Origin of the sequence: Paraburkholderia franconis (assembly GCF_009362735.1) — a bacterium.
Lineage (GTDB): Bacteria > Pseudomonadota > Gammaproteobacteria > Burkholderiales > Burkholderiaceae > Paraburkholderia > Paraburkholderia franconis.
Genome location: NZ_WHNP01000011.1, coordinates 20,108 through 46,209, shown reverse-complemented (window position 1 = coordinate 46,209; position 26,102 = coordinate 20,108). Strand labels below are relative to the sequence as shown.

Below are 26,102 nucleotides of genomic sequence, written 5' to 3'. Positions count from 1 at the left end.
GGGTTCCTTATGGTCGGTTCGTCGATCGCTCTCATGCAAGAAGCGGCCCAGGCATGAATGTCGCAAGCGATCGGTGTGAATGCGCTCGCACGAGCCCATGCGCATCGCGCACACGGTCCGTAGCCCGGCAGTCGGCTGATCGAGGGGCGTCGCATTCTGTATCGCAAACTGAACAACCTGGCTGCATGATCGACGATGACGACGACAACCCACATACTCCATACCGATACCGATGATGCCCCCGCGTCGGCTCGCTTTGCGTGGACGATCACAGGCTCCGGACACGGGCTGGTCGAATCGCTCGACATCGCGGCCACGCTGTTGCCCCACGTCGATCTGTTCCTGTCGCGCGCGGCAGAAGAAGTGCTGCCGTTGTACAAGCTCGATCTCGCGCAACTCAAGGCGCGCTTTCGCGTGTTCCGCGATAACAGCGCGAGTGCCGTGCCCGTCGGCATGCTGTACGACGAGGGCCGCTATCACACGGTCGTCGTCGCGCCCGCCACCAGCAACACAGTCGCCAAATGCGCGTTCGGCATCGCCGACACGTTGCCGACCAACATGTTCGCGCAGGCTGGCAAGCTCGGCATCCCGGGCATCGTGTTCGCTTGTGACACAGAGCCCGTCGTCGTCACGAAGAGTCCGCTAAACTGGGTGGAACTGCGGCCACGCAATATCGAACTCGATAACGTCGAGCGATTGACGCAGATCGATCATTGCCGTGTCGTGCGCTCGCTCGACGAATTGCGCGCGGCGCTCGACGCGCGCGTTGCCGAGAACCACACGACGCGCTGTGCGAGCGCATGATGGAACACATCGTCTTTCTCACCGGCCGCCTCGCCCAGCCCGCGCTCGAACGCGTGCTGCGCAGCCTCGCGCCCGCGCCTTTCAGTTGGGAGATACGCGAAATCGGCCTGCAGGTCGCGGCGCTCATGACGGCGGACATGATCCGCCGCCGCGTCGCAGCCCCACTCGCGGCCGACCGCATGATCGTTCCCGGCCGATGCCGTGGCGATCTCGATGCGCTGTCCGCGCACTATGGCGTTCCTGTCCAGCGCGGGCCAGAAGAACTGAAGGACCTGCCCGGCTGGTTCGACCGTAAGGCCCGCCCGGTGGACCTGTCGAAGCACGATATCGCGATCTTCGCGGAGATCGTCGATGCGCCGCATCTCAGTGTCGATGCGATCTGCGCACGCGCGGCCGCGCTTGCCGCCGATGGCGCGGATGTGATCGATCTCGGCTGTCTGCCTGCTACGCCGTTTCCTCATCTGGCCGATTCCATCCGCGCGCTAAAGGCACAAGGGTTCAAGGTCAGCGTCGATTCGATGGACGTCAAGGAGCTGGTGCGCGGCGGCCGCGCGGAAGCGGACTATCTGTTGAGCCTGACGGCCGACACGCTTTGGGTGCTCAACGAAATCGATGCGACGCCCGTGCTGATTCCGCGCCAACCCGGCGACGAAGCATCGCTGTTCCGCGCGATCGATACGATGCTGCAAAATGGCCGGCCAATTCTCGCCGACCCGATACTCGATCCGCTGCCCTTCGGGCTGCTGAAGTCGCTGACGCGCTATCAACGGCTGCGCGAGCGCTATCCCGATGCACCGATCCTGATGGGCACGGGCAACGTCACGGAACTCACGGAAGCGGATACCAGCGGCATGCACGCGTTGCTGCTTGGCATCGGCGTCGAACTGAACATCGCGGGCATTCTCACGACCCAGGTCAGCGGCCATGCGCGTTGCGCGATTCGCGAAGCCGATGTCGCGCGCCGCATGATGCGCGCGGCGCGCGAACATCAGATGCTGCCCAAGGGCTTCACCGATCAGTTGATGACGGTGCACGCGAAGCGTCCCTTTACCGATACGCCCGAGGAGATCGCCGCGACGGCAGCGGCGATCCGCGATCCGAACTTTCGCGTCCAGGTGTCGACGGAAGGCATCCACGTGTACAACCGCGACGGCCATCATGTCGCCACCGATGCGTTTGCGCTCTGGCCGCATCTGCGGCTCGAAGCGGACGGCGCGCACGCGTTCTACATGGGTGTCGAACTCGCGCGCGCGGAACTCGCCTGGCGGCTTGGAAAGCGCTATAGCCAGGATCAGCCACTCGAATGGGGATGCGCAACCCCGCGCGACGCAACCAACCTGCTCACGCAATGCGCGCCCGGCACCACTCGCAGAAAGGAAGCCTGACGATGATCCACGAAACCGTAGTCACGACGGTAACGCCCGACGGCACGCCGCACATCGCGCCGATGGGCGTACGCCGTGAAGGCGACACGTTCATCCTGATGCCGTTTCTGCCGTCGGCCACCTACGACAACGTTGTGTTGACGGGCTGTGCCGTCGTCAACTTCACGACAGACGTCCGCGTGTTCGCCGGCTGCGTCACAGGCCGCCGCGCGTGGCCGACAGTCCCTGTCGACAACGTGCCGTGCGTGCGGCTCGACGATACGCTCGCATATGCCGAGCTGCGCCTCGTCTCAATCAATGGCGACCCGCAGCGCCCGACGCTCGTCATGCAATGCGTCGCGATCTGCACGGATGCGCCGTTCACCGGCTTCAACCGCGCGCAGGCTGCTGTGATCGAAGGGGCGGTGCTGGTCAGCCGGCTCGCGATGTTGCCGCGCGAGAAGATCGAGTCGGAAATTGCTTACCTTTCCATCGCCATCGGCAAGACGGCCGGTCCGCGCGAACAGCAGGCGTGGCAATGGCTGATGGAGGCAGTGAACGTCTTTTACGCGAAATCGGCTGCGGCCGCTCAAGTCTCAATCGAGGAGGCCTTATGATCCGTATGCTCGCCAGTGTGCGCAACCTCGACGAAGCGCGCGACGCCGCCAGGGCCGGCGCCGATCTGATCGATCTGAAAGAGCCGGCGGCGGGCGCGCTCGGCGCTGTTTCCGCGCCCCGGATCGCGCATCTCGTGCAGTCGCTGCGCGCGGAATATCCACACCTGCCCATCAGCGCGGCCATTGGCGATCTGCTGCCTGGAGATGACGCGTCGCTGGAATTTCGCGCGTCACAGGCGGGACGTTGCGGCGTCGACTATGTGAAGGCAGGCGTTCCCGCCGATAGCGCTTCATTCGATACCGCATGCCGAACCCTCGCGTATATGCGCGGCCTTCACTGGAACATGGTGCCCGTGCTGCTAGTCGACAATGGCCTCGATCTGCGGGTGGTCGAACACGCGTGCGAACTGCGTTTTGCAGGGGTGATGGTCGATACGGCCAGCAAGAAGCGCGGGAATCTCTTTCAATGCGTGCCGCTTGCCGTGCTCGACGGCATGGTGCAGATCGCGCGCGTGCACGATGTGATGGCGGGGCTGGCGGGCGCGCTGCTCGGCAAGCATGTGCCGTTGATCCGCGCACTGAGTCCCGACATCGCCGGTTTCCGCACGGCACTGTGCGACGGCCCGCGCACCGGCCGGCTCGATGCCGCACGCGTGCGCGATCTGCGTGCGCTCCTCGCGGGGTCGACACGTATGGCAAACCCCGCGACAAATCCAGCCACCAACGATCCGGGCTTCGGAGTCGCCGCTCAGTCCGCGGTTGCATGAAGCAGCCGGTCGCGTACGCGCGACGCGTCGCTCCTGTTGACGATATCGACGGGATATGACGCGTCGCGCGTGAAGCCGGCAAACGACGGGTCGACGATGCCAAGCGCCGCGTATTCGTCGATCGAACACGCCGGTTCGATCTCACACGACTTCACGATCACCAGACGCTCTGCATTCAGCCGGTTCGCGAGCCATGCGGCGAGGCTGTCGGAGGTCACGTCCCAGCTGGTCAGCCGGTTGGCTTCCTGGAACAGCAGATCGAGCGGCGCCCACACGGCGGCGCGGCCCGCGTGCAACGCGGCGCGAATCTGCGCGTCGGTCGCGGCGATCACGAGACGCCGGCACAGGCCCTGCATCATCACCGCGTATTGCGCCATCCCCAGCACGGCCATGTTGTGCGCGGCGACGTCGTCGAAACCCCAGATGTCCTGATGCTCGCGTGCCTGATCCGCAAATCCGCCACCGCCCGGCACGATCACGACCCGTCCGCGGCCGAACTCGCTCAGATGCGCGAGCCATTCTCCCAGCAACGGATCGCGGCTCAGACTGCCGCCAATCTTGACCACCCACATAGGCGCTCCGTGTGCGCAAGTGCTGAGATTTCAAACGGCCGCGTCGGTAGTGCAACGTTCGTCCGCACGCAGCAGCGCGACAGCCACGGCGGGCGCGCAGACCTGTGCCCAACGGGCGGCCGTCTCGTCGGTTTCCGTGAGCGACGCAAACGTAATCACGTCGCGCCCGAACTGGGTCGCCAGTTCATCCGCGAGGAATGCGCCGCAGCCTGCCGATACGAGCACGACGTCATGTGCGAGGCCGACGCGTCCGAGCACTTGCGCGAGATTCGTCGACAGATGCGCAAGCTGCGCGTTGCGCCATTCGCGGGCGAAGCTGTCCCAATCCGCCATCGACGCATCGCGCGCATCGCATCCGATCATCCGTGCAAGACGCTGGCAGCTCGCGCTGCGGTCCTTCGCGGCGCCGTCGGCGGCGAGATGCTGGTCGTGCAGCGGATCGAGTTCACCTGTCAGCCGGTAGACATCGGCCGTCGTCGCGAACAGCTCGTTCATCACGTTGTGCGGCTCGCCGCGAAAGCGGATGCGCTGCGAGAGCGCGCACAACGGCGTGCGCACGACGCCCTGATAAACGAGTTCACGGGACCTGAGCCGCCCCGCGTCGTCCATCCCGCGTGAGACGAGCACGCCGTCGCGGACCGCGATGAAATCCGTGGTGGTGCTGCCGATGTCGACGAGCACGGCGGCGGGCACGCGCGCCGCGATCAATGCCGCCGTCGCATGCCAGTTCGCGGACGCAACATCGGCCCAATGGTTCGCGACGGTGTCGTATGGCTGCCATCCCGAGCGCCCGGCGTAGAACGACGCCCGTTGACCGAAACGGCTCGCAAATCTCTGCGCCAGCGCTGCCACACCTGCCTCGCGGTTGGCAAAAATGTCCGCCATTTCGCCGCTCATTGTCACCGCATGTTCGGCGTCGCCGTGATCGGGCCAGCGTTGCGCCGCTGCGTCGAATACGGCGTCCAGATTCGCGACGCCTTGCCAGAGCGGACAGACCCATTGCCTCACCTCGCGCACGCGGCCCGCCTCGATACGCGCCGCCTTCACATGCGCGCCGCCGATGTCCCAGCCGATCACGAGGTCAAGCGGCATAGCGTCTCCGTTTAAAGTCATCGCCCAGTCCGAAATGTTCCGCGACCACGCTCGCGGCGATGTTGGTATCGAGGAGGTCGGCAAGCGCCGGGTAGGCGCACGTCACGCGCGGATTGATTTCGATCACGACCGGCCCGCGTTGCGGATGCCACACCAGATCGATGCCGACGAACCCCGCGAGCCCCGGCAGCGCGCGCGCCACACGCGCGGCGAGCGACCTGAACGCCGACGCTTTTTCGCTCGACAACGAAACGGCGTTCGCCGTCAGTCCTTCGTAGGCGACCTGTCCATCGTATATGCCGATATGTTGCCGGTTGATGCCGAGAAGCTCGGCATGACCGCGCGTGCAAAGCAGCGAAAGACTGAGCGCATCGCCGCTGATCCACTCTTCGAGCGTGACATGCTCGCGCGCCGCGACACGGCGCAGGAATACATATTCGGCCATCCGATAGTCGTGAAAGAGAAGCGTATCGACGGCACCCGCGCCATCGTCGGGTTTGACGACCCAGGCGCTTGCGTTGCACGCGACTTCGAGGGGTGCCTCCACCGACCACGCGCGCGGCGTCGCGATGCCAGCCAGCGCAAGATAGCGTGCCGTGCGTCGCTTGCTGCTCGCGATATGTAACGTCGCCGCGTCGCAGCCGATCCATCGTGAAGGCTCGACGGCCTCGCACAGCGTGCTCAACACACCATCCGTCTCGGGCGCGATTACCCATACGGCGTCGTGACGGCGCGCTTCGGCTGCGAGAAAACGCGATGGTGGTATCGCAAACGGCGCGGGACACCAATCGATTGCGAGCGCCGTGTCCGTCGCGTCGTGTGCTTCATCATGGCCTGCAACGCAGGTCAGCGCGACATGACCGGAACGCGCCAGATCGCGCGCAACGGCATCGCGCATCGCACTGCCCTGCATCCGCAGTTCCGCTGACACGCATCGGTCGGCGTAACGATCGGCGTAACGATCGGCGTCACCATTGCCGCTGAGATATTCGTACAACAGGATCTTCTTCATCGTTCGCTTCCCGTGCAGGTCATTGCGCTTCGCGTTCCGCACATTCATGTTCCATGCCACCGAGCGGCGCGCTGCGTGCGTTCAATGGCGCTCGTGACGATCTCGCCCTTCGCGATCACACGACGCGTGACAATCTGCATCGCACGCGGCGCAAAACAGATCGAATGCGAGCTAGGTATCCGGTCGCCGGAATCGCGCTGGCTGATGCAACCGAAGGCACGATGCCGCTTCAACGCCGATGGCATATGAGTTGCTGGTAGGCGGCCATGACCTCGATCAGTTCTCCTACCTCCTGGACGTGTCCGTTCTGCCCGCTTTTATGCGATCGGCTTTCGATCGGCACGGACGCGACGTTGACGCTGAACGGCACCGACTGTCCGCGTGCCACGCGCTCGCTTGCGCAGTTCGGCACACGTCCCGCTCACGCGCAGCCGATGCATGACGGCAAGCCCGTGGCTCTTGACGAAGCGAGCCGCGTCGCGGCGCAATGGCTAGGCGTTGCCAGGCAGCCGTTGTTCGCGGGCATGGCCACCGATGTGGCGGGCACGCGCGCGCTGTATCGGCTCGCTAACGCAAGCGCTGCGATCATCGATCATGCACATGGCCGCTCGTTGATGCGCGCTCTCACGGCGATGCAGGACCGTGGCGCGTTCACGACCACGCTATCCGAAGTGCGCGCACGCTCGGACCTGATCGTCTGTTTCGCTTCGACACCCACGGCGCGATACCCGGACTTCTTCAAGCGCTGCGGAATCGGCGTAAAGCCTGCCGATGCAACGGGTCCCGTGCAACGCGACGTGATATGTGTTGGCTGTGGTGTCGATGCGGACCTCGCACGCATCGCGCAGCCAGCAACGGTTTCGCAACGCGCGATTCCGTTGCAAGGCGATCTGTACGAGACCGTTGCGCTGCTGAACACGCAAATCGATCGGCTTCTGAAAGACAAGCCGATGCCGGGCAACGCGTGCGCGCTCGAATCGTTAGCCGCTCAGATGCTCGCAGCGCGTTACGTCACGCTCGTCTGGAATACGGCCGATCTGCCTGGCGATCATGCGGCACTGCTGGTCGAAGCACTGGACCGTCTCGCGAAGTCGATCAACCTCAAGACGCGCGCGGGCACGCTCGCGCTAGGCGGAGACGACGGCGCGGCCACCGTCAATCAGACGCTGACGTGGATGTCGGGTCTGCCGTTACGCACCGGCATTCATCGGACTGGTCTCGAACACGATCCGCATCGCTATGACACGGCACGGCTGCTCGACGAGCGTGCCGTCGATACGCTCGTGTGGATCGCCAGTTTCAACGCCGACCTGCCGCCGCCGCAGACCGACATGCCGACGATCGTGCTCGGTCATCCCCGCCTCGCGTCGGTGTGCGCGGATCGCCACGGGCCCACGCTGTTCATTCCCGTGTCGACACCGGGCATCGGTTCCGCCGGTCATCTGTTCCGCGCGGACGGCGGTGTCGTGCTGCCGCTCGTGCCCATCTATGACGATACGTTGCCGACTGTCGCGCACGTCGCCGGACAAATCGCCCGATCTCACGCTGCGTCAGGTTCCACCACGCCATCCGCGCTGTCCGCAACAAAGGAGGCCGCCCGATGAGCACGTTCCGCTTGCGCGGTGGCCGCGTGTTCGACCCCGCTTCACGCATCGATGGGCAGATCAAGGACATCTGCGTGCGCGACGGCAAGATCGTCGATTTGCATGAACAGGAGCCCGTCGATTGCGAATACGACGCGTCGGGCATGATCGTCATGGCGGGCGGCATCGACATGCACGCGCATATCGGCGGCGGCAAGGTGAATCTCGCGCGCCTGCTGATGCCGGAGGATCATCGCGGCCGCAGCGCGGCCGACAATCCGCTCGAACTCGCCTCGTGCGGCGACTGCACGCCGGGCACGCTCGCAACGGGCTACCGATACGCGGAGATGGGCTATACGGCCGCGTTCGAGCCGGCGATGATCGCGTCGAACGCGCGTCACACGCACCTCGAAATGGGCGACACGCCGATCATCGACCACGGCGCCTATGTGATGCTCGGCAATGACGACCTGTTCCTGCGCATGCTGGCCAGGCACGCCGACTACGAGCGCATGCGCGATTACGTCGGCTGGTCGATCAACGCGAGTCGCGCGCTCGGCGTGAAGGTCGTCAACCCTGGCGGCATCTCGGCGTTCAAGTTCAACCAGCGCAGCCTCGCTGTCGACGAACATCACGCGCACTACGGGATCACGCCACGCGACGTGCTGCATGTGCTCTCTCGCGCGCTCACCGACCTCGGCGTGCCGCATCCGTTGCATATTCATGCGAGCAATCTCGGCGTGCCTGGCAATATCGACTCGACGCTCGCCACCATCGACGCGCTCGAAGGTCTCCCCGGCCATCTCACGCACATCCAGTTCCACAGCTACGGCAACGACGGACCGAGGAAGTTTTCGTCGGCAGCACATCGCATCGCTGAGGCTGTCAACGCGAATCCCAACATCTCGATCGACGTTGGCCAGATCATGTTCGGTCAGACGGTGACGGCGTCGGGCGACACGATGAAGCAGGTCAGACAGGCCGCGTTCGCTTCGCCGCGCAAGTGGATTGCGGGCGATATCGAATGCGATGCGGGCTGCGGCATTGTGCCGTTTCGCTACCGCGAGACGAGCTATGTCAACGCGCTGCAATGGACAATCGGCCTCGAACTGTTTCTGCTCGTGAAGAACCCGTGGCAGATCACGCTCACGACCGATCATCCGAACGGCGGTCCCTTCACCAGCTACCCGCATCTGATTCGCCTGCTGATGGACAAATCGTTCCGCGACGAACAACTGGCAAAGCTTCATCCTGATGTCGCCGCGCAATCGCCGCTTGCGAGCCTCACACGCGAACTCGATCTCAACGAAATCGCGATCCTGACACGCGCCGCCCCTGCGCGCCTGCTGGGCCTCGCCGATCGCGGACGGCTCGACGCGGGCGCGGCCGCCGATATCGCCGTGTATCGCGAGAATGCCGACCGCGAAGCGATGTTCCGCACGCCCGCCTTCGTGTTCAAGGACGGCGAACTGGTCGCGCGCGAAGGCCACATTGTCGCGACGCCCGTGGGCGGCACCCATTACGTCGAGCCCGAGTTCGATCGGTCGATCGAAAAGGTGGTGGAGGACTACGGCGACGCCTATCTCGCGACCAACCTGCGGCGCGCGCCCATCAGCCGCGATGAACTGTGCCTGTGCGGCAACGGCGGACGTCTGCTCCCCGCCGCGTGCGGGATTCACCGACAACCGCGTGCGGAGTCTGCGTCATGAACATCGCGTCAACCGACACGGCACCCGTTGCCGAACGGCCGGCTGCGCCGCGCATCGTGCGCGGCATCTCGATCGACGACACGTTCGCTGAAGCATTTCCGATGAAGGCGACGCGCCTCATCGTGACGGCGCGCGATGCCACGTGGGCGCGCAACGCGGCCATCGCGGCGACCGGCTTTGCGACATCCGTGATTGCATGCGGATGCGAGGCGGGCATCGAGCGCGAGTTGCCGCCCGACGAGACACCCGACGGACGGCCCGGCGTCGCCCTCCTGCTCTTTTCGATGTCCGGCAAGGAACTCGCGAAACAGGTCGAGCGCCGCGTCGGGCAGTGCGTGCTGACCTGCCCGACGACGGCTGTGTTCGGCGGTATCGCGGATGGCGAGCCCATTGCGCTCGGCAAGAATCTGCGCTTCTTCGGTGACGGCTGGCAGATCGCGAAGCTGATCGATGGCAAGCGCTTCTGGCGCGTTCCTGTGATGGATGGCGAATTCGTCGCGGAGGAAACGACGTCCGTCGTCAAGGGCGTCGGTGGCGGCAATCTGCTGTTCCTTGCGCGCGATACGGACGCCGCGCTCGTGGCTGCGCAAACCGCCGTGCAGGCGATGCGCAACGTGCCGAACGTGATCCTGCCGTTTCCTGGCGGCGTCGTGCGCTCGGGGTCGAAGGTCGGCTCGAAGTACGCGGCGTTGCCCGCTTCGACCAATGACGCATTCTGCCCCGGCCTCGCCGAACTCGCGCAACGCACGGAACTCGACGCGGACGTACGCAGCGTGCTGGAAATCGTGATCGACGGATTGAGCGAGCTGGACGTGGCCGAGGCCATGCGCGTCGGCATCGACGCCGCGACGGGCGCAGAGGCTGGCGTACAAAACGGTCTGGTGCGGATCTCCGCAGGCAACTACGGCGGCAAGCTCGGGCCGTTTCACTTCCATCTGCATCAGTTGTGCGATCAGTTGTCGGAGCCGCTGGAGGGCCGATGAAGCGCATCACGTTACGTCTGAAGCACGCACCCGCGTTGCGCATCGATGCACGCGAGCTTCTGCCCGCACGGCTCGCACAACTCGATGCGGGTGCAATCAGTGTGATCACGCTTTGGCACGGCGCAGAGCGGATCAGCGTCGGCGATCTGTTCGCGGTCGATATCGGCGAAACGAACCGCGACGCCGCGCAACTTGTGTTCGAAGGCGATATGCAGCGCTTCGACCGGCTCGGCTCGCGCATGGATGCGGGCCATATCCTCGTCGACGGCAATGCGGGCGACTATGCAGGCACGCAGATGAGCGCGGGGACGATCATCGTCGAAGGTCATAGCGGGAGCTTTACTGCGTGTGAACTGTCGGGCGGACGCATCGAGATTCGCGGCAATACGGGCGATTTCGCGGGCGCCGCGCTGCCAGGCGACATGGACGGCATGCGCGGCGGCACGCTTGTGATTCATGGCCACGCGGGCGCGCGACTCGGCGACCGCATGCGTCGCGGAACGGTCATCGTCTTCGGTTCAACGGGCGCGTTCGTCGCGTCACGGATGGTCGCGGGCACCATCGCCATTGCTGGCGGCATCGGCGAACATCCGGCTTATGGGATGCGGCGTGGCTCGCTGCTACTGCTCGATTCCGGGTGGTCCCCGACCCAGCGCTTCGCGGAAAACAGCAGCGATATCGACGTATTCTGGCGGCTGCTCGTTCCGACGCTCGCGCGCGAGGGCGGTGCTTTTGCGATGCTGTCGCGCGATCACGCGCCCCGGCGGCTGCGCGGCGATGTATCGGTTCAGGGCAAGGGAGAAATTCTGTTGCCCGGCTAAGCCTCCATCAATACCTGCTCGCCCGCCTCGCGCGCGCCGCTCATCAGGCTATCCCTGAACGCGGACGCGGCAGCAGAAAGCTGCTTGCTCTCGCGATGCACCAGGTACAGATACCGGACGATCGGAAAGTGCTCGACGTCGAGCACCTTGAGCCGCAGCGTTTCGAGTTCGGCCATGATCGTCGCAAGCGGAACGACCGACAGACCCATGCCCGCCTGCACGGCCCATTTGACGGCCTCGTTGCTGCTCACTTCCATGCCCGGACGAAAACTGATGCGGTGTTCGGCAAAGAAGCGCTCCATCGCGCGGCGCGTGCCGGAACCGGACTCGCGCACGAGGAACGTTTCGCGTTCCAGCGCATCGAGCGCGATACGGCGCTCGCGCACGAGCACATGATCGGGCGGCGCGATCATCACGAGCGGATTCTTCGCCACACGCATGGCAGCGAGCCCTTGCCCTTCGGGCGGAAGCCCCATGATCGCGAGATCCGTCTGGTTGCTCGCGAGTTCGTTCAGCACGCACTCCCTGTTGCCGACCGACAGGCTCACCCTCACGCCCGGAAACGCGCGCGTGAACTTCGCGATCAACTGAAGTGCAAGCGGGTTGGCCGTGCCGCTCACCAGCGACACCTTCAGCTTGCCCTGCTTCATGTCGCGCAACTGGTCGAGCGATTCTTCGAGGACGGATAACTGCTGCTGGAGCAGCCGCGTATGGCTGTACAGCTCCTTGCCCGCTGCAGTCAGGAAGACGCGCCGCCCGATCTGCTCGAACAGCGGCATGCCAATGCTCGTTTCGAGCTGCTTCAGTTGTGACGAAACACCGGGTTGCGTCAGATGAAGCTCCTCGGCTGCGCGCGAAAAGCTCAGGTGGCGCGCGCTCGCTTCGAACACCCGTAGCTGACGCAAAGTCAGGTGCAGCATCTCGCTCTCTACCCTCCCGAACGCTTGGCCAAAACGGCTTGATTTCACGCCTCAACTGTATCAGCCGGGTCTACGTCCGCAATGCCCAAGAAGAGGTACTCCGCGAGGCGCCACGCCCGTCCCGCAAGGCACACAAACGAGGTTATGGGTCGGATAAGTAACCCGAATGAGTGTTTTTGACGGCACGCCTCTACCATCGTTTCAACAGGAATGCAAAACGGAAGAAACACACGGACGAAAGAGAGAGGTTCACAAATGTTCAGCTACAAAAACACGCTCGCTGTCACCGACCCGGAATTGAGCCATGCCATCGCATCGGAAACGCAGCGTCAACAGGACCACATCGAACTGATCGCATCGGAAAACTACACGTCGCCCGCCGTGCTCGAAGCACAGGGATCGCAGCTGACCAACAAGTATGCGGAGGGCTATCCGGGCCGCCGTTATTACGGCGGATGCGAACACGTCGACGTCGTCGAGCAGCTCGCAATCGACCGCGCGAAGCAGCTGTTCAACGCCGAGTATGCGAACGTGCAGCCGCATTCGGGATCGCAGGCGAATCAGGCTGTGTACCTGTCCGCGCTGAAACCCGGCGACACCATTCTCGGCATGTCGCTCGCGCACGGCGGACACCTCACGCATGGCGCGTCCGTGAACGTCAGCGGCAAGCTGTTCAACGCCGTGTCGTACGGCCTCAATCCCGATACGGAAGAAATCGACTACGACGAAGTGCAGAAACTCGCGCAGACGCATCAGCCGCGCATGATCGTCGCGGGCGCGTCCGCGTACTCGCTCGTGATCGACTGGCAGCGTTTTCGTGCAATCGCCGACAGTGTGGGCGCGACCCTGCTCGTCGATATGGCGCACTACGCGGGTCTCGTCGCAGCGGGACTTTATCCGAGCCCGGTCGGCATCGCGGACTATGTGACCACCACCACGCACAAGACGCTGCGCGGTCCGCGCGGCGGCCTGATTCTCGCCAGCGCGCAGAGAGCCAAGGCAATCGATTCGACGATCTTCCCCGGCATCCAGGGCGGCCCGCTGATGCATGTGATCGCGGGCAAGGCCGCCGCGTTGCGCGAAGCGATGACGGACGACTTCCGCGAATACCAGCAACAGGTGCTCGTCAACGCGCGGGCCATCGCGCAGACGCTTCAGCAACGCGGCTTGCGGATCGTGTCGGGGCGCACCGATTCCCATGTGTTCCTCGTCGATCTGCGCGCGAAGAACGTGACGGGCAAAGAGGCGGAAGCCGCGCTTGGCCGCGCGTTCATCACGGTCAACAAGAACGCGATTCCGAACGATCCGCAAAAGCCCTTCGTCACGAGCGGCGTGCGCATCGGCTCGCCAGCCATCACGACGCGGGGCTTGCGCGAAGCCGAGGCGCAACAGCTCGCGCATCTGATCGCCGATGTGCTCGACGCGCCCGGCAACGATCTCGTGATCCGCCGCACAGCCGACGCCGTGCTCGCGCTCACCGCGAAGTTCCCCGTCTATCGCGACGCACCCGACGCGCTGCGCCACGACGCACCCGCATCGCGGGACGACAGCGCGGCCGCAAGTCACACAGCCCGCTGAAATACGCAAGCCCTTCGAACGGATTCTCAAAGCCCATCACTCAAGGAGACAAACCATGTCGAATACTTCAGGCACGCGCATCCCCGGACGCAACATCCTCGCCGTTCCCGGCCCGACGAATATTCCCGACGCCGTGCAGCGCGCGATGGTCGTGTCAATGGAAGACCACCGCTCGACGAAATTTCCCGAACTGGCGCATGGACTGCTCTCCGATCTGAAGAAGATCTATCGGACAGACGAAGGCCAGCCGTTCATTTTCCCGTCGTCGGGCACGGGCGCATGGGAGGCGGCGCTCACAAACACGCTGTCGCCCGGTGACCGGCTGCTCGTGCCGCGCTTCGGCCAGTTCAGCCATCTGTGGGCCGACATGGCGCAGCGCCTTGGCTTCGATGTCGAGATTCTCGATGTCGACTGGGGCGAAGGCGTGCCCGTCGAACGCATCGCGGAGATTCTGAAGGCGGACCGCCAGCACACGATCAAGGGCATTCTCGCCTGTCACAACGAAACGGCAACGGGTGTGACGAGCGATATCGGCGCGCTGCGCCGCGCGATGGATGACGCAGGTCATCCCGCGTTGCTCTTCGTCGATGGCGTGAGTTCGATTGGCTGCATCGATTTCCGCATGGACGAATGGGGCGTCGATCTGGCCGTGACGGGTTCGCAGAAAGGTCTGATGCTGCCTGCTGGCCTCGGCATCCTGTGCGTGAGCCAGAAAGCGCTGAAGACCATCGCGCACGCGAAATCGCGCCGCTGCTACTTCGATCTCGCCGACATGGTGCGCGCCAACGCAACGGGCTATTTCCCGTACACGCCTGCCCTTTCGCTGATGTACGGGCTGCGCGCCGCGCTCGATCTGCTGTTCCAGGAAGGGCTCGAAAACGTCTTTGCGCGCCATCACTATCTCGCGTCGGGCGTGCGCGCCGCCGTCACCGAAGGCTGGGGACTCGACGTGTGCGCGAAGGCGCCGAAGTGGCACTCCGATACGGTGTCCGCGATCGTCGTGCCGGAAGGGTTCAACGCCGCGCAGGTGATCGACACGGCGTATCGCCGCTATAACCTCGCGCTCGGCGCGGGGCTTTCGAAGGTCGCGGGCAAGGTGTTCCGCATCGGCCACCTCGGCGATCTGAACGAACTGATGCTGGTGAGCGCGATCGCGGGCGCGGAGATGGCCATGCTCGATGCCGGTATCGAAGTGCGCCCGGGCAGCGGCGTCGGCGCGGCCGGACAGTACTGGCGCACGCATGCGGCGGACGCGCAGGCAGCGGCACAGGCGACAACGCAGCCGCCCGCACAGCCCGCCGTGCGCCGCGTCGCCGCTGCTTGATCGCGACAATCGCAGCGATCGCGGCGATCCGATGCACACGCGTCGGGTCGCGACTCTTCCCGCTCACATCACGGCAGCCACGACATCATGCAACACGACATCGTCTTTCTCGACCGTTCCACGCTGAATGCCGACGTCCGGCGCCCGACGTTCGCACATCGCTGGGTCCAGTACGCATCGACCTCGGAACACGAGGTCGCGCAGCGGCTCGAAGGCGCCACCATTGCGATCACCAACAAGGTGCCGCTGCGGGCCAACGTGCTCGACAGGCATCCGTCGGTCAAGATGATCGCGGTGGCGGCGACGGGCTACGACTGTGTCGATACGACGTACTGTCGCGAGCGCGGCATCGCCGTCGCGAACATTCGCGGCTATGCGACCCACACGGTGCCCGAGCACACGTTCGCGCTGATCCTCGCATTGCGGCGCAACCTGCTCGCCTACCGCAGCGACGTGCAGCGCGGACGCTGGCAAACGACGAAGCAGTTCTGCTTCTTCGATCACCCGATCCGCGATCTGCACGGCTCGACGCTCGGCATCATCGGCGGCGGCGCGCTCGGTCAGGGCACGGCTGAGATCGCGCGCGGCTTCGGCATGCGTGTGATCTTCGCCGCCCACGACTCGAAGCGCGCGCGCATGCCGGGGCTCGACTACGTGCCGCTCGACACGCTGCTGCGCACGTCCGACGTGATCTCGCTGCACACGCCGCTCACGCCCATCACGCGCAATCTGATCGGACTGGACGAGTTGCGCATCATGAAGCGCAACTGTCTGCTGATCAATACGGCGCGCGGCGGGCTCGTCTGCGAAGCCTCGCTCGCCACGGCGCTCAAGGAAGGGCTGATTGCCGGAGCAGGCTTCGACGTGCTGAGTCAGGAGCCGCCCGTCGCGGGCAATCCGCTGCTCGAACTCGATCTGCCCAATTTCATCCTCACACCCCACGTTGCGTGGGCCTCCGACGACGCGATGCAGTCGCTCGCCGACCAGCTGATCGAGAACATCGAGGCATTCGCGCGCGGCGAGGCTCGCAATCTCGTGATCTGACGGCCACGGAGCCACGCAACCACGCAACGGAAACCAGCAACGGAAACGAGCAATACCACGGAGACATCGATATGGACATTCACGAGTATCAGGCCAAAGATCTGCTGGCTGGCTTCGGCGTGCCGATCCAGCGCGGCGCGGTCGCCTACACGCCGGATCAGGCGGTCTATTGCGCGACGGAACTCGGCGGCTGGCACTGGGCCGTCAAGGCGCAGATCCATTCGGGCGCGCGCGGCAAGGCGGGCGGCATCAAGCTGTGCGAGACCTATCACGACGTGCACGAAGCGGCGAACTCGCTGTTCGGCAAGCATCTTGTGACGGCGCAAACGGGACCGGAAGGCAAGGTCGTCGAGCGTGTGTACGTCGAAGTCGCGGAGAAGTTCGAACGCGAGATCTATCTCGGCATCGTGCTCGACCGGAAGGCGGAACGCGTGCGCGTCATCGCGTCGTCGCAGGGCGGCATGGATATCGAAGAGGTCGTGCGGACGAATCCGGAAGCCGTGCTTCAGACGGTGGTCGAGCCCGCAGTCGGCTTGCAGCTCTTCCAGGCGCGTGAGCTCGCTTTCGGCCTTGGCCTGAACATCAAGCAGGTCAGCCGCGCCGTCTCCGCGATCATGGGCGCGTATCGCGCGTTTCGCGACCTCGACGCGACGATGGTCGAAATCAATCCGCTCGTCGTGACGGCTGACGATCGCGTGATCGCCCTCGACGCCAAGGTCTCGTTCGACGACAACGGCCTGTTCCGCCACCCGCACGTGTCGGAGATGCGCGACGCCGCGCAGGAAGATCCGCGCGAAGCGGAAGCCGCGCAGTTCGGCCTGAACTACGTCGGGCTCGATGGCGACATCGGCTGCATCATCAACGGCGCCGGCCTCGCCATGGCGACTATGGACACCATCAAGTACGCGGGCGGCGAACCCGCCAACTTCCTCGACGTCGGCGGCGGCGCGTCGCCCGAGCGCGTGGCGGCCGCGTTTCGCCTCGTGCTGTCCGACCAGAACGTGTCGGCCGTGCTCGTCAATATCTTCGCCGGCATCAATCGCTGCGACTGGGTCGCCGAGGGCGTCGTGCAGGCGGCACGCGGACTGAGAGTGCCCCTCGTCGTGCGGCTCGCGGGTACGAACGTCGAAGAGGGACGACGCATCATCAAGGAAAGCGGCCTACCCATCATCGCGGCTCAATCACTGCTGGAGGCGGCGCAAAAGGCCGTCGAGGCCGCCAAGGCGCATCGCGCGCGCCAGGCCGGCAATCACAGATAAGGAGAACGGACATGAGCATCCTGATCGACGAAACCACCCGTGTGATCGTGCAAGGCTTCACGGGCGACAAGGCATCGTTCCACGCGAAAGAGATGATCGCGTACGGGACCAACGTGGTCGGCGGCGTGACGCCGGGCAAAGGCGGACATCGGCATCTCGAGCGCCCCGTATTCGACACCGTGAAAGACGCCGTGCGCGAAACGGGCGCAACGGCAAGCCTCGTGTTCGTGCCGCCGCCCTATTGCGCCGATGCCATCATGGAAGCCGCCGACGCAGGGCTGAAGCTCGTCTGCGTCATTACGGACGGCATTCCGGCTCAGGACATGATGCGCGTCAAGCGCTATCTGCTGCGCTATCCGAAGGAAACCCGCACGATGGTGGTCGGCCCGAATTGCGCGGGCATCATCAGCGCCGGACGCGCGATGCTCGGCATCATGCCGGGACACATCTACCGGCGCGGCAATATCGGCATCGTGTCGCGCTCGGGCACGCTCGGCTACGAAGCCGCCGCGCAGCTCAACGCGCTCGGCCTTGGCGTCACGACGAGCGTGGGCATCGGCGGCGATCCCATCAACGGCAGCTCGTTCCTCGATCATCTGAAGCTGTTCGAGCAGGACCCCGAGACCGAGGCCGTCATGATGATCGGCGAGATCGGCGGCCCGCAGGAAGCGGAAGCCGCGAAGTGGGTCAGCGAGCATATGACGAAGCCCGTCGTCGGCTATGTGGCCGGTCTCACGGCGCCGAAGGGACGGCGCATGGGACACGCGGGCGCGATCATCTCGGCAGCGGGCGACAGTGCAGCCGAGAAAGCGGAAATCATGAAGTCCTACGGCCTCTCGGTTGCGCCCAGCGCATCCGAGCTGGGTTCCACCGCTGCCTCCGTGCTCGAAGACAATGTCGCGCGCCGCGTTGCCTGACTGGGGCTACGGCATCGACACACAGCCCGACTCGCCGCGCGTCGAGGCTGTGCGCCCCCTTCACGCGGGCAGGCACGCCGACGCCGACGGGCTGCATAAGCTCGCGTCTGCGTCGGCGTCGCTGCCCACGCTCAGCGCGGACGACTATGAACACGCCGTGATCGACCTGCTGTCGGAACTGTTGCGCGACATTGCGCACGTCCGTCAGCCTGAAGTCGAACGCACGCTGCGCGGCGAGTCCGCGCACGAATCGATGAGCGAGCTGATGCGCGAGCGGATGGACGACCGCACCGCGCGCGTCGTGCTGCGGCGCATGCTGCAGGCACAGGGCATGTGGTTCCAGCTGCTCAGCATCGCCGAGCAGAGCACCGCGATGCGCCGGCGCCGCGAGATCGAAATCGATGGTGGCTATGACCGGCTGCCCGATTCGTTCGCGCGTGTGATTGCCGAGGTCGCCGGCGCAGGCGTTCCCGCCAGCGAAGTGCGCGACGCGCTCAGTCATATGAAAGTACGCCCCGTGCTGACGGCCCACCCGACGGAAGCGAAGCGCGTCACGGTGCTCGAAATCCACCGGCGCATCTACCGGCGCCTGATGGAACTCGAATCGCCGCGCTGGACGCCTCGCGAACGCTACACGCTGATCCTCGCGCTCAGGAACGATATCGAGCTGTTGTGGATGAGCGGCGAGTTGCGGCTCGAAAAGCCCACGGTTGCGCAGGAAGTCGCGTGGGGACTGCACTTCTTCGGCGAGACGCTGTTCGAGGCCGTGCCGCTGCTGTTCGACAAGCTGCAGGGCGCGCTCGAGCGCCACTATCCGGGCGAGCGCTTCGACATGCCGCGCTTCTTCCACTTCGGTTCGTGGATAGGTGGAGACCGCGACGGCAATCCGTTCGTCGATGACAGCGTCACGCGTGCGACGCTGCACGAGAACCGGCTGGCGTGTCTGAAGCGCTATCGGCTGCGTCTCGCCGAACTGACGCAGATGCTGAGCATCACGTCGGAGGCGCTGCCCGTGCCGGACAGCTTCCACGAGTCACTGGCGCGCGCGCTGATGGCGAGCGGCGAACCCACGTCGATTGCATCGCGCAACCCGGGTGAACTGTTCCGCCAATATCTGACGTGCATCTTGCGCCGCCTCGATGCGACGCTCGCCAACGCGAGCCGTCCTGCCGATGGCACGCCCGTTCAGGGCGGCTACACGAGCGCCGACGAGCTTGCGGCCGATCTGCTCGTCATCGAGCAGACGCTCTTCGCGACGGAAAGCGGTCAACTCGCGCGGATGCTCATTCGACCATTGCGGCACGAAGTGGAGACGTTCCGCTTCAGCACCGTGCAGCTCGACCTGCGTCAGAACACGACGGTCATCGAGCAAACGCTGCGCGCGTTGTGGCGTGCGACCTGCGGCACGTCCGGCGAGCCGCCCGCGAGCGACTCGCACGAATGGAAAGCGTGGCTCCTCAGCGAACTCGGTCAGCCGTCGGACAGCGAAGCGGAACGCGAGCGCCGTTTCCAGTCGCTGCCGCCCGAAGAGGCACAGACGCTGCAGATTTTCCGCACCGTGCGGGAGATGCGCCAGCAGGTGGATCGCAACGCATTCGGCGCGTTCATCCTGAGCATGACGCATCGGGCGAGCGATGTGCTCGGCGTCTATCTGCTTGCGAAGGAGGCCGGTCTCTTTTCCGACGCAGCGGGAACGGAAAGCTGCACGCTGCCCGTCGTGCCGTTGCTCGAAACCATCGACGACCTGCGCCGCGCGCCCGAAATTCTGCGCGAACTGCTGGCCGTGCCGATGGTCCGCCGCAGCATCCGCGCGCAAGGCGGCGTGCAGGAGATCATGATCGGCTATTCCGATTCGAACAAGGATGGCGGATTCTTCGCGAGCAACTGGGAGCTGTCGAAGGCGCAGACGAAGATCAAGCGGCTTGGCGACGAACTCGGCATCGCGATCGCGTTCTTCCATGGACGCGGCGGTTCCGTGAGCCGGGGCGGCATCCCCGCCGGCCGCGCGATTGCCGCGTTGCCCGCCGGTTCCGTCAACGGACGCTTTCGCGTGACCGAACAGGGCGAAGTGGTGTCGTTCAAATACGCGAATCGCGGCACGGCCCAGTATCACGTCGAGTTGCTGGCGTCGAGCGTGCTCGAACACACACTGAAGTCTGAACGCGAAGAAGCGTTGCTGCCCAAGGGCGAATTCGACGAGGCGATGGAAGCACTCTCTGGCGCGTCGCGGGCCGCGTACGCGAAGTTCATCGAGCAGCCGGGCATGCTTGCGTATTTCCAGGCGGCGAGCCCGCTCGAAGAGCTGTCGATGCTCAACATGGGCTCGCGCCCTGCCCGCCGCTTCGGTGCAAAAAGCTTGCAGGATCTGCGCGCGATTCCGTGGGTGTTCGCCTGGGCGCAGAACCGTCACGCGCTGACGGGCTGGTACGGCGTGGGCAGCGCGATCGAAGGCTTTCTTTCCGTGCGTCACGACCGCGGACTCGATCTGCTACGGCGGATGTTCGACGAATCGCGGCTGTTCCGGCTCGTCATCGACGAAGTAGAAAAGACGCTGGCCCAGGTGAACCTCGACATTGCGCGCGAATACGCGAGCCTCGTGCCGGACGAGCAGATCCGCGAGACGATCTTCGCGCAGATCGAAGCCGAATACCGGCTCATCGTGAAGATGGTGAATCGGGTGACGGGTTCGTCCGGAGTGGGCACGCGCTTTCCGAAGTTCAGCGCCCGCCTCGAGCGGCGCCTGCCTGCCATCGACCTCGTCAGCCGGCAGCAGATCGAACTGCTTCGCCTCTACCGTTCGGCACAGACGGAACGGCAGCGGCGCGCGTACCAGGTGCCGCTGCTGCTGTCGATCAACTGCATCGCATCGGGGTTCGGCGCGACGGGCTGAACGCCCGTTGACGAAACCCGCCATCCACAACGTGCCCATAGGAGAACCCCATATGAGCTTCACTGCCATCGAGCCGGCCAAAGCGCGGCTGCATCGTTCCGAGCTGGCCGTCCCAGGCTCGAATACCGCGATGTTCGAAAAGGCCGCGCGCTCGGCCGCCGACATCATCTTCCTCGACTGCGAAGACGCCGTCGCGCCGGACGACAAGGAGCAGGCGCGCAAGAACATCATCGAAGGGCTCAACGAGATCGACTGGGGAACCAAGACGATGATGGTTCGCATCAACGGTCTCGATACGCACTACATGTATCGCGACGTGGTCGATATCGTTGAGGCATGTCCGCGTCTCGACATGATCCTGATTCCAAAGGTCGGCGTGGCCGCGGACGTCTACGCCGTCGACATGCTCGTCACGCAGATCGAGGCCGCGCGCGGGCGCAGCAAACGCATCGGCTTCGAAGTGCTGATCGAAACCGCGCTCGGCATGGCGAACGTCGAGAGCATCGCGCAATCGAGCCGGCGTCTGGAGGCGATGTCGTTCGGCGTCGCGGACTATGCGGCATCGACACGCGCGCGCACGACGGTCATCGGCGGCGTGAATCGCGATTACGGCGTGCTCACCGACAGGAACGAGCGCGGCGAGCGCGATTACTTCTGGGGCGATCAATGGCATGCCGCGCAAACACGCATGATGGTCGCATGCCGCGCTTATGGGCTGCGTCCCATCGACGGTCCGTTCGGCGACTTCAGCGATCCCGACGGCTACGATGCTGCCGCGCGCCGCGCGGCCGTGCTGGGCTACGAGGGCAAGTGGGCGATCCATCCGTCGCAGATCGAGCTCGCCAATCGCGTGTTCACGCCCGCCGAGGCCGAAGTCACCAAGGCGCGCCGCATCATGGATGCGATGGCGCAAGCCGCGAAGGAAGGCAAAGGCGCAGTGTCGCTGGACGGCCGGTTGATCGACGCCGCAAGTATCCGCATGGCTGAGGCGTTGCTCGCGACGGCCGACGCGATCGGCAATAACAAACGCTAGTGGTCGTGAAAAAGGGCGGCCTGCGGGCCGCCCTTTTCTATTTTCAAACGACGCATCACCCAAAAGCCAGCGCCATCGCCTCACGTTCCTGACACAGGTAGTCGCCATGCACCTGATCCCAGCTCGACAGAATCGCATCGGCGGCGCAATCCGCGTCGTGCTCCGTCGTGGCCCACGAGATGACCGACAGGCGCATCACGGCACGTCCCTGCCAAAGCGCCGCACGCACGTCGCAGATGCCCTGCGCCTGGATGCGCGCGATCGTGCGCAACGTCAGTTCGTCCGCGAGCGGGTCGTCGTAGGCCGAGCCGAAGCGCACGATCATCTGGTTCAGCTCGACCTCGTTGAGCAGCGCGACACCCGGTCCCAAAGCAAGTCGCCGCGCGATGCGGCACGCCAGCGCGCAATGTCGTCCGATCATCGCCGCGATCCCTTGCCGGCCGAGCGTACGAAGCAGCGCCCACAACGCAAAGCCGCGCGCGCGTCGCGAAAGCTCGGGCGTGTAGTGGACGGGGTCGCGCACGCCGTCGTCCGCTTCAGGCAGATAGCTCGCGCGAATCGACATCGCGCGGCGGTGCGCGTTAGCGTCGCGCACGAACGCGCAGCCCGTTTCGTAAGGCGCCTGCAGCCACTTGTGCGCGTCGGCCGCCCATGAGTCGGCGTCTTCGATGCCTGCGGCAAGATGCCTGCGCTCAGGGCACGCTCTGACCCATAAGCCGAGCGCGGCATCGACGTGAACCCATCCGCCTCGCTCATGCGCGCACGCCGCGATTTCGCCGATGGGATCGAACGCGCCCGTCATCATGTGTCCCGCCTGGGCAATGACGATGAGCGGTCCCGACTGCTGCACGAGCGCGTCGCGCAACGCGGATACCTGCATCCGGCCCGCCTCGTCGGCTGCGACCTCGATCACGCGCCGCTCGCCGATGCCCAGATAACGCAGCGCGGCCAGCACGCTCGCGTGCACGCCTTCGCCGACATACACGGAGATGGGCGGCGCGCCGCACAGTCCGTCGGCTTCGACGTCCCAGCCCACGCGCCGCAGCACGGCATCGCGTGCGGCCGCGAGGCAGACGAAGTTGCTCATGGTCGCGCCCGTGGTGAAGCCGACCGAGCACTCGCGCGGCAGATCCAGCACGTCGACGAGCCAGGACGCGGCCACCTGCTCCGCGACGGCCGCGGCAGGCGCGCCATGCGCCGTCGCGGCGTTTTGCCCCCAGATGCTCGTGAGCCAGTCCGCCGCGACGCCGGCGGGATGAGAACCGCCCGCGACCCAGCCGAAAAAGCGCGGCCCCGCCGTGCCGAGCAAGCCTGGCTCCGCGATGGCCGCGAGCCGTGCGATCACGGCATCGGCGGACTCGCCCTCTTCCGGCATCGGCCCGCCGAACGCCGCGCTCAGTTCGCCGAAACTGGCCGTGGGACACGTCGGGCGCGATGCGCGCGCGTCATGGAACGCGAGCGCGAGCCTCGCGGCCGTTTCGAGTGCGTTGCGTGTATCGTCAGCCATCCGCGGTCTCCTGCAATCGTCAACGTCCCTAGCCCGCCGGCACCTGCCAGAAAGGCTGAGGCGGGTGAAATGCCTGCCCGTCTGCAAAACGCTCTGCCGAGCGCAAGGTGTTTTCGATCAACATCGTAACCGTCATCGGTCCGACGCCGCCAGGCACGGGCGTGATCCACGAAGCCCGCTCGCGCACGGGCTCGAAGTCCACATCGCCTACGATGCGCCCATCCGGCATGCGATTGATCCCCACGTCGATCACGATTGCGCCTTCCTTGACCATCTCCGCCTTGATGAGGCCGGGCTTGCCCGCTGCGACAACCAGAATGTCGGCATGTATCGTGTGCTGCGCGAGGTCACGCGTCTTCACGTGGCAGATGGTGACGGTCGCTTCCTTTTGCAGCAGCATCAGCGCCATCGGCTTGCCGACGATATTGCTCGCGCCGACCACGACGACGTTCTTTCCCGCCACGTCGATGCCCGTCGTCTCCAGCAGAAGCTGGACGCCATACGGCGTGCAAGGCGGAAAGATCGAATTGCCGACGACGAGCGCACCGACGTTGTACAGATGAAAGCCGTCGACGTCCTTGTCGACGACGATGCTTTCCAGCACGCGTCGCACATTGATCTGTGGCGGCAACGGCAGTTGCACGAGAATGCCATGCGTGCCGCGCTCGACGTTGAGGGCGGCAATGCGGTCGAGCAGTTCTGTCTCTCTGCAATCGGTATGAAAGCGGTGCATGAACGAGCGCACGCCGCAATCCTCGCAGGCTTTCACCTTGTTTGCGACGTACAGCTCAGACGCGGGATTGTCGCCGACCAGCACCACGGCGAGACCCGGCACGACACCGCGCGCGGACAGGGCCGCGACGCGCTCGCGAAAGCGCGCGCGCAAACGCCGCGCGAGGTGTCGGCCATCGATCAGTTGCGCTGTCATCGTGCGCCGTTGAAGCCAGGAATCCAGTTGGTCCCGGCGAGCGGCACACGGGCCATCGCCGCCGCTTCGACCGTGAGCGCGACGAGGTCTTCCGGCTCCAGATGATGCACGTTCTGCTTGCCGCACGCGCGCGCGATCGTCGTCAGCTCCATGTTCACCGTCTTCAGATAGTTCTTCAGACGCTTCGCGCCGACTTCAGGCTTCAGACGCTCCTGCAACACCGCGTCCTGCGTCGTGATGCCGACGGGGCACTTGCCGGTGTGGCAGTGGTGGCAAAAGCCCGGCGCGGTGCCGAGATTCGCATAGTCGTCGAGCGCGGACACGTGCTGGCCGTTCTCGATGTACGACGAGCTATTGCAGCCGAGCGACACCAGCACGCCCTGGCCGATCGCGACTGCATCCGCACCCATTGCCAGCGCCTTCGCGACATCGGCCCCGCTGCGGATGCCGCCCGAGATGATCAGCTGCACCTGCCCCTTCATGTTGAGGTCTTCGAGCGCGTCGACAGCCTGGCGCAGCGCGGCGAGCGTCGGAATGCCGACGTTCTCGATGAAGCAGGTCTGCGTCGCGGCCGTGCCGCCCTGCATCCCATCGACGACGATCACGTCCGCGCCCGCATGCACCGCGAGCTTCACGTCATTGAACGTGCGGGTCGCGCCCACCTTCACGTAGATGGGCGTCTGCCAGTCGGTCAATTCGCGCAACTCGAGAATCTTGATGTGCAGATCGTCCGGACCCGTCCAGTCAGGATGACGCGATGCCGAGCGCTGATCGATGCCTTCCGGCAGCGTGCGCATCTTCGCCACGCGCGGCGAGATCTTCTGGCCGAGCAGCATGCCGCCGCCGCCGGGCTTCGCGCCCTGTCCGATCACGACCTCGATCGCGTCGGCCTTGCGCACGTCGTCGGGATTGAAGCCATAGCGCGACGGCAGGCACTGGTAGACGAGGGTCTTCGACGAGCGACGTTCCTCGGGCGTCATGCCGCCGTCGCCCGTCGTCGTCGAGGTGCCGAGTTCAGTGGCCGCACGGCCGAGCGACTCCTTCACGTTCGCTGACAGCGCGCCGAAGCTCATGCCCGCGACGGTGATCGGAATAGCGAGCTCGATTGGCTTCTTCGCGAAGCGCGTGCCGAGCACGGTCTTCGTCACGCATTTCTCGCGGTATCCCTCCAGCGGATAGCGCGACAACGACGCGCCGAGAAACAGCAGATCGTCGAAGTGCGGCACGCGCCGCTTCGCACCAAGGCCACGGATTTCGTACAGTCCGTGTGCCGCGGCGTTCTGGATATAGTCGATCGTCTTGCGGTCGAAGCCCCAGGACTCTTCAGTGGCGATGTGCTTCATATGTACGGGCTTGATTTCCATGGCGGGTCCCCGGT

Annotated in this window: 22 protein-coding genes; 15 read left to right on the top strand and 7 right to left on the bottom strand. The window is 65.0% G+C overall.

Annotated features, from left to right (window positions below):
* Positions 1–195: 195 nt before the first annotated feature.
* From GCT13_RS14155 to GCT13_RS14140, 4 genes are read left to right on the top strand one after another with little or no spacing between them, the layout of a single operon-like run.
* On the top strand, positions 196–804 hold the full coding sequence (locus GCT13_RS14155; RefSeq protein ID WP_152758985.1) for a flavoprotein: 609 nt from the start codon (positions 196–198) through the stop codon (positions 802–804).
* Complete coding sequence (locus GCT13_RS14150) at positions 804–2,189, top strand: DUF6513 domain-containing protein (protein ID WP_152758983.1); 1,386 nt, start codon at positions 804–806, stop codon at positions 2,187–2,189. The genes GCT13_RS14155 and GCT13_RS14150 overlap by 1 nt, the downstream gene beginning before the upstream one ends.
* A 2-nt stretch (positions 2,190–2,191) precedes the next feature.
* Complete coding sequence (locus tag GCT13_RS14145) at positions 2,192–2,785, top strand: DUF447 domain-containing protein (RefSeq protein WP_152758980.1); 594 nt, start codon at positions 2,192–2,194, stop codon at positions 2,783–2,785.
* Positions 2,782–3,552 carry a (5-formylfuran-3-yl)methyl phosphate synthase gene (locus tag GCT13_RS14140; RefSeq protein ID WP_152758978.1) on the top strand — a complete coding sequence of 257 codons (771 nt, stop codon included), beginning with the start codon at positions 2,782–2,784 and terminating at the stop codon, positions 3,550–3,552. Before GCT13_RS14145 ends, GCT13_RS14140 begins: the two co-directional genes overlap by 4 nt.
* On the opposite strand, the gene GCT13_RS14135 is transcribed toward GCT13_RS14140, so the two are convergent.
* Genes GCT13_RS14135 through GCT13_RS14125 form a run of 3 tightly spaced genes read right to left on the bottom strand, consistent with a single transcriptional unit; the run spans position 3,534 to position 6,228 of the window.
* A complete protein-coding gene (locus GCT13_RS14135; protein ID WP_152758976.1) occupies positions 3,534–4,124 on the bottom strand; it encodes an amino acid kinase family protein in 591 nt (196 codons plus the stop codon). The genes GCT13_RS14140 and GCT13_RS14135 overlap by 19 nt on opposite strands.
* 30 nt (positions 4,125–4,154) lie before the next feature.
* The gene (locus GCT13_RS14130; RefSeq protein WP_152758974.1) at positions 4,155–5,216 is read right to left on the bottom strand and encodes a hydantoinase/oxoprolinase family protein; all 1,062 of its coding nucleotides are present in this window, start codon (positions 5,214–5,216) and stop codon (positions 4,155–4,157) included.
* Entirely contained in the window at positions 5,206–6,228 is a 1,023-nt protein-coding gene (locus GCT13_RS14125; RefSeq protein WP_152758972.1) for an ATP-grasp domain-containing protein, read from the bottom strand. The genes GCT13_RS14130 and GCT13_RS14125 overlap by 11 nt, the downstream gene beginning before the upstream one ends.
* A gap of 266 nt (positions 6,229–6,494) precedes the next feature.
* Between GCT13_RS14125 and GCT13_RS14120 the strand changes: the two genes are divergently transcribed.
* From GCT13_RS14120 to GCT13_RS14105, 4 genes are read left to right on the top strand one after another with little or no spacing between them, the layout of a single operon-like run.
* Positions 6,495–7,832 carry a molybdopterin-binding domain-containing protein gene (locus GCT13_RS14120; RefSeq protein WP_152758970.1) on the top strand — a complete coding sequence of 446 codons (1,338 nt, stop codon included), beginning with the start codon at positions 6,495–6,497 and terminating at the stop codon, positions 7,830–7,832.
* Complete coding sequence (locus tag GCT13_RS14115; RefSeq protein WP_152758968.1) at positions 7,829–9,520, top strand: formylmethanofuran dehydrogenase subunit A; 1,692 nt, start codon at positions 7,829–7,831, stop codon at positions 9,518–9,520. The genes GCT13_RS14120 and GCT13_RS14115 overlap by 4 nt, the downstream gene beginning before the upstream one ends.
* Entirely contained in the window at positions 9,517–10,503 is a 987-nt protein-coding gene (gene fhcD, locus GCT13_RS14110; protein ID WP_152758966.1) for a formylmethanofuran--tetrahydromethanopterin N-formyltransferase, read from the top strand. The genes GCT13_RS14115 and fhcD overlap by 4 nt, the downstream gene beginning before the upstream one ends.
* Entirely contained in the window at positions 10,500–11,324 is an 825-nt protein-coding gene (locus GCT13_RS14105) for a formylmethanofuran dehydrogenase subunit C (RefSeq protein ID WP_152758964.1), read from the top strand. The genes fhcD and GCT13_RS14105 overlap by 4 nt, the downstream gene beginning before the upstream one ends.
* On the opposite strand, the gene GCT13_RS14100 is transcribed toward GCT13_RS14105, so the two are convergent.
* The gene (locus GCT13_RS14100; protein WP_152758962.1) at positions 11,321–12,244 is read right to left on the bottom strand and encodes a LysR family transcriptional regulator; all 924 of its coding nucleotides are present in this window, start codon (positions 12,242–12,244) and stop codon (positions 11,321–11,323) included. The genes GCT13_RS14105 and GCT13_RS14100 overlap by 4 nt on opposite strands.
* A 255-nt stretch (positions 12,245–12,499) precedes the next feature.
* On the opposite strand from GCT13_RS14100, the gene glyA reads away from it, so the two are divergent.
* The 7 genes from glyA (at position 12,500) to GCT13_RS14065 (ending at position 22,289) form a co-directional block, all read left to right on the top strand.
* Positions 12,500–13,822: a serine hydroxymethyltransferase gene (gene glyA / locus GCT13_RS14095; protein WP_152758960.1), complete on the top strand. Its 1,323-nt coding sequence runs from the start codon at positions 12,500–12,502 to the stop codon at positions 13,820–13,822.
* A gap of 55 nt (positions 13,823–13,877) precedes the next feature.
* Positions 13,878–15,146, top strand: a complete 1,269-nt coding sequence (locus tag GCT13_RS14090; RefSeq protein ID WP_152758958.1) for an aminotransferase class V-fold PLP-dependent enzyme — start codon at positions 13,878–13,880, stop codon at positions 15,144–15,146.
* Positions 15,147–15,233: 87 nt separating this feature from the next.
* Entirely contained in the window at positions 15,234–16,190 is a 957-nt protein-coding gene (locus tag GCT13_RS14085; RefSeq protein WP_152758956.1) for a D-2-hydroxyacid dehydrogenase, read from the top strand.
* A 71-nt stretch (positions 16,191–16,261) separates the two neighbouring features.
* On the top strand, positions 16,262–17,449 hold the full coding sequence (locus GCT13_RS14080; RefSeq protein WP_152758954.1) for a malate--CoA ligase subunit beta: 1,188 nt from the start codon (positions 16,262–16,264) through the stop codon (positions 17,447–17,449).
* Positions 17,450–17,460: 11 nt separating this feature from the next.
* Positions 17,461–18,366: a succinate--CoA ligase subunit alpha gene (sucD, locus tag GCT13_RS14075; protein WP_152758952.1), complete on the top strand. Its 906-nt coding sequence runs from the start codon at positions 17,461–17,463 to the stop codon at positions 18,364–18,366.
* Positions 18,344–21,256, top strand: coding sequence for a phosphoenolpyruvate carboxylase (locus tag GCT13_RS14070; protein ID WP_152758950.1), 2,913 nt, complete (start codon positions 18,344–18,346; stop codon positions 21,254–21,256). Before sucD ends, GCT13_RS14070 begins: the two co-directional genes overlap by 23 nt.
* 52 nt (positions 21,257–21,308) lie before the next feature.
* Complete coding sequence (locus GCT13_RS14065) at positions 21,309–22,289, top strand: HpcH/HpaI aldolase/citrate lyase family protein (protein ID WP_152758948.1); 981 nt, start codon at positions 21,309–21,311, stop codon at positions 22,287–22,289.
* A 55-nt stretch (positions 22,290–22,344) separates the two neighbouring features.
* Here GCT13_RS14065 and GCT13_RS14060 read toward each other — a convergent pair whose 3' ends face one another.
* From GCT13_RS14060 to GCT13_RS14050, 3 genes are read right to left on the bottom strand one after another with little or no spacing between them, the layout of a single operon-like run.
* Positions 22,345–23,796: a pyridoxal phosphate-dependent decarboxylase family protein gene (locus GCT13_RS14060; RefSeq protein ID WP_152758946.1), complete on the bottom strand. Its 1,452-nt coding sequence runs from the start codon at positions 23,794–23,796 to the stop codon at positions 22,345–22,347.
* Positions 23,797–23,824: 28 nt separating this feature from the next.
* Positions 23,825–24,724, bottom strand: a complete 900-nt coding sequence (gene folD, locus GCT13_RS14055) for a bifunctional methylenetetrahydrofolate dehydrogenase/methenyltetrahydrofolate cyclohydrolase FolD (protein WP_152758944.1) — start codon at positions 24,722–24,724, stop codon at positions 23,825–23,827.
* On the bottom strand, positions 24,721–26,088 hold the full coding sequence (locus tag GCT13_RS14050) for an FMN-binding glutamate synthase family protein (protein ID WP_090866299.1): 1,368 nt from the start codon (positions 26,086–26,088) through the stop codon (positions 24,721–24,723). Before GCT13_RS14050 ends, folD begins: the two co-directional genes overlap by 4 nt.
* Positions 26,089–26,102: the final 14 nt, after the last annotated feature.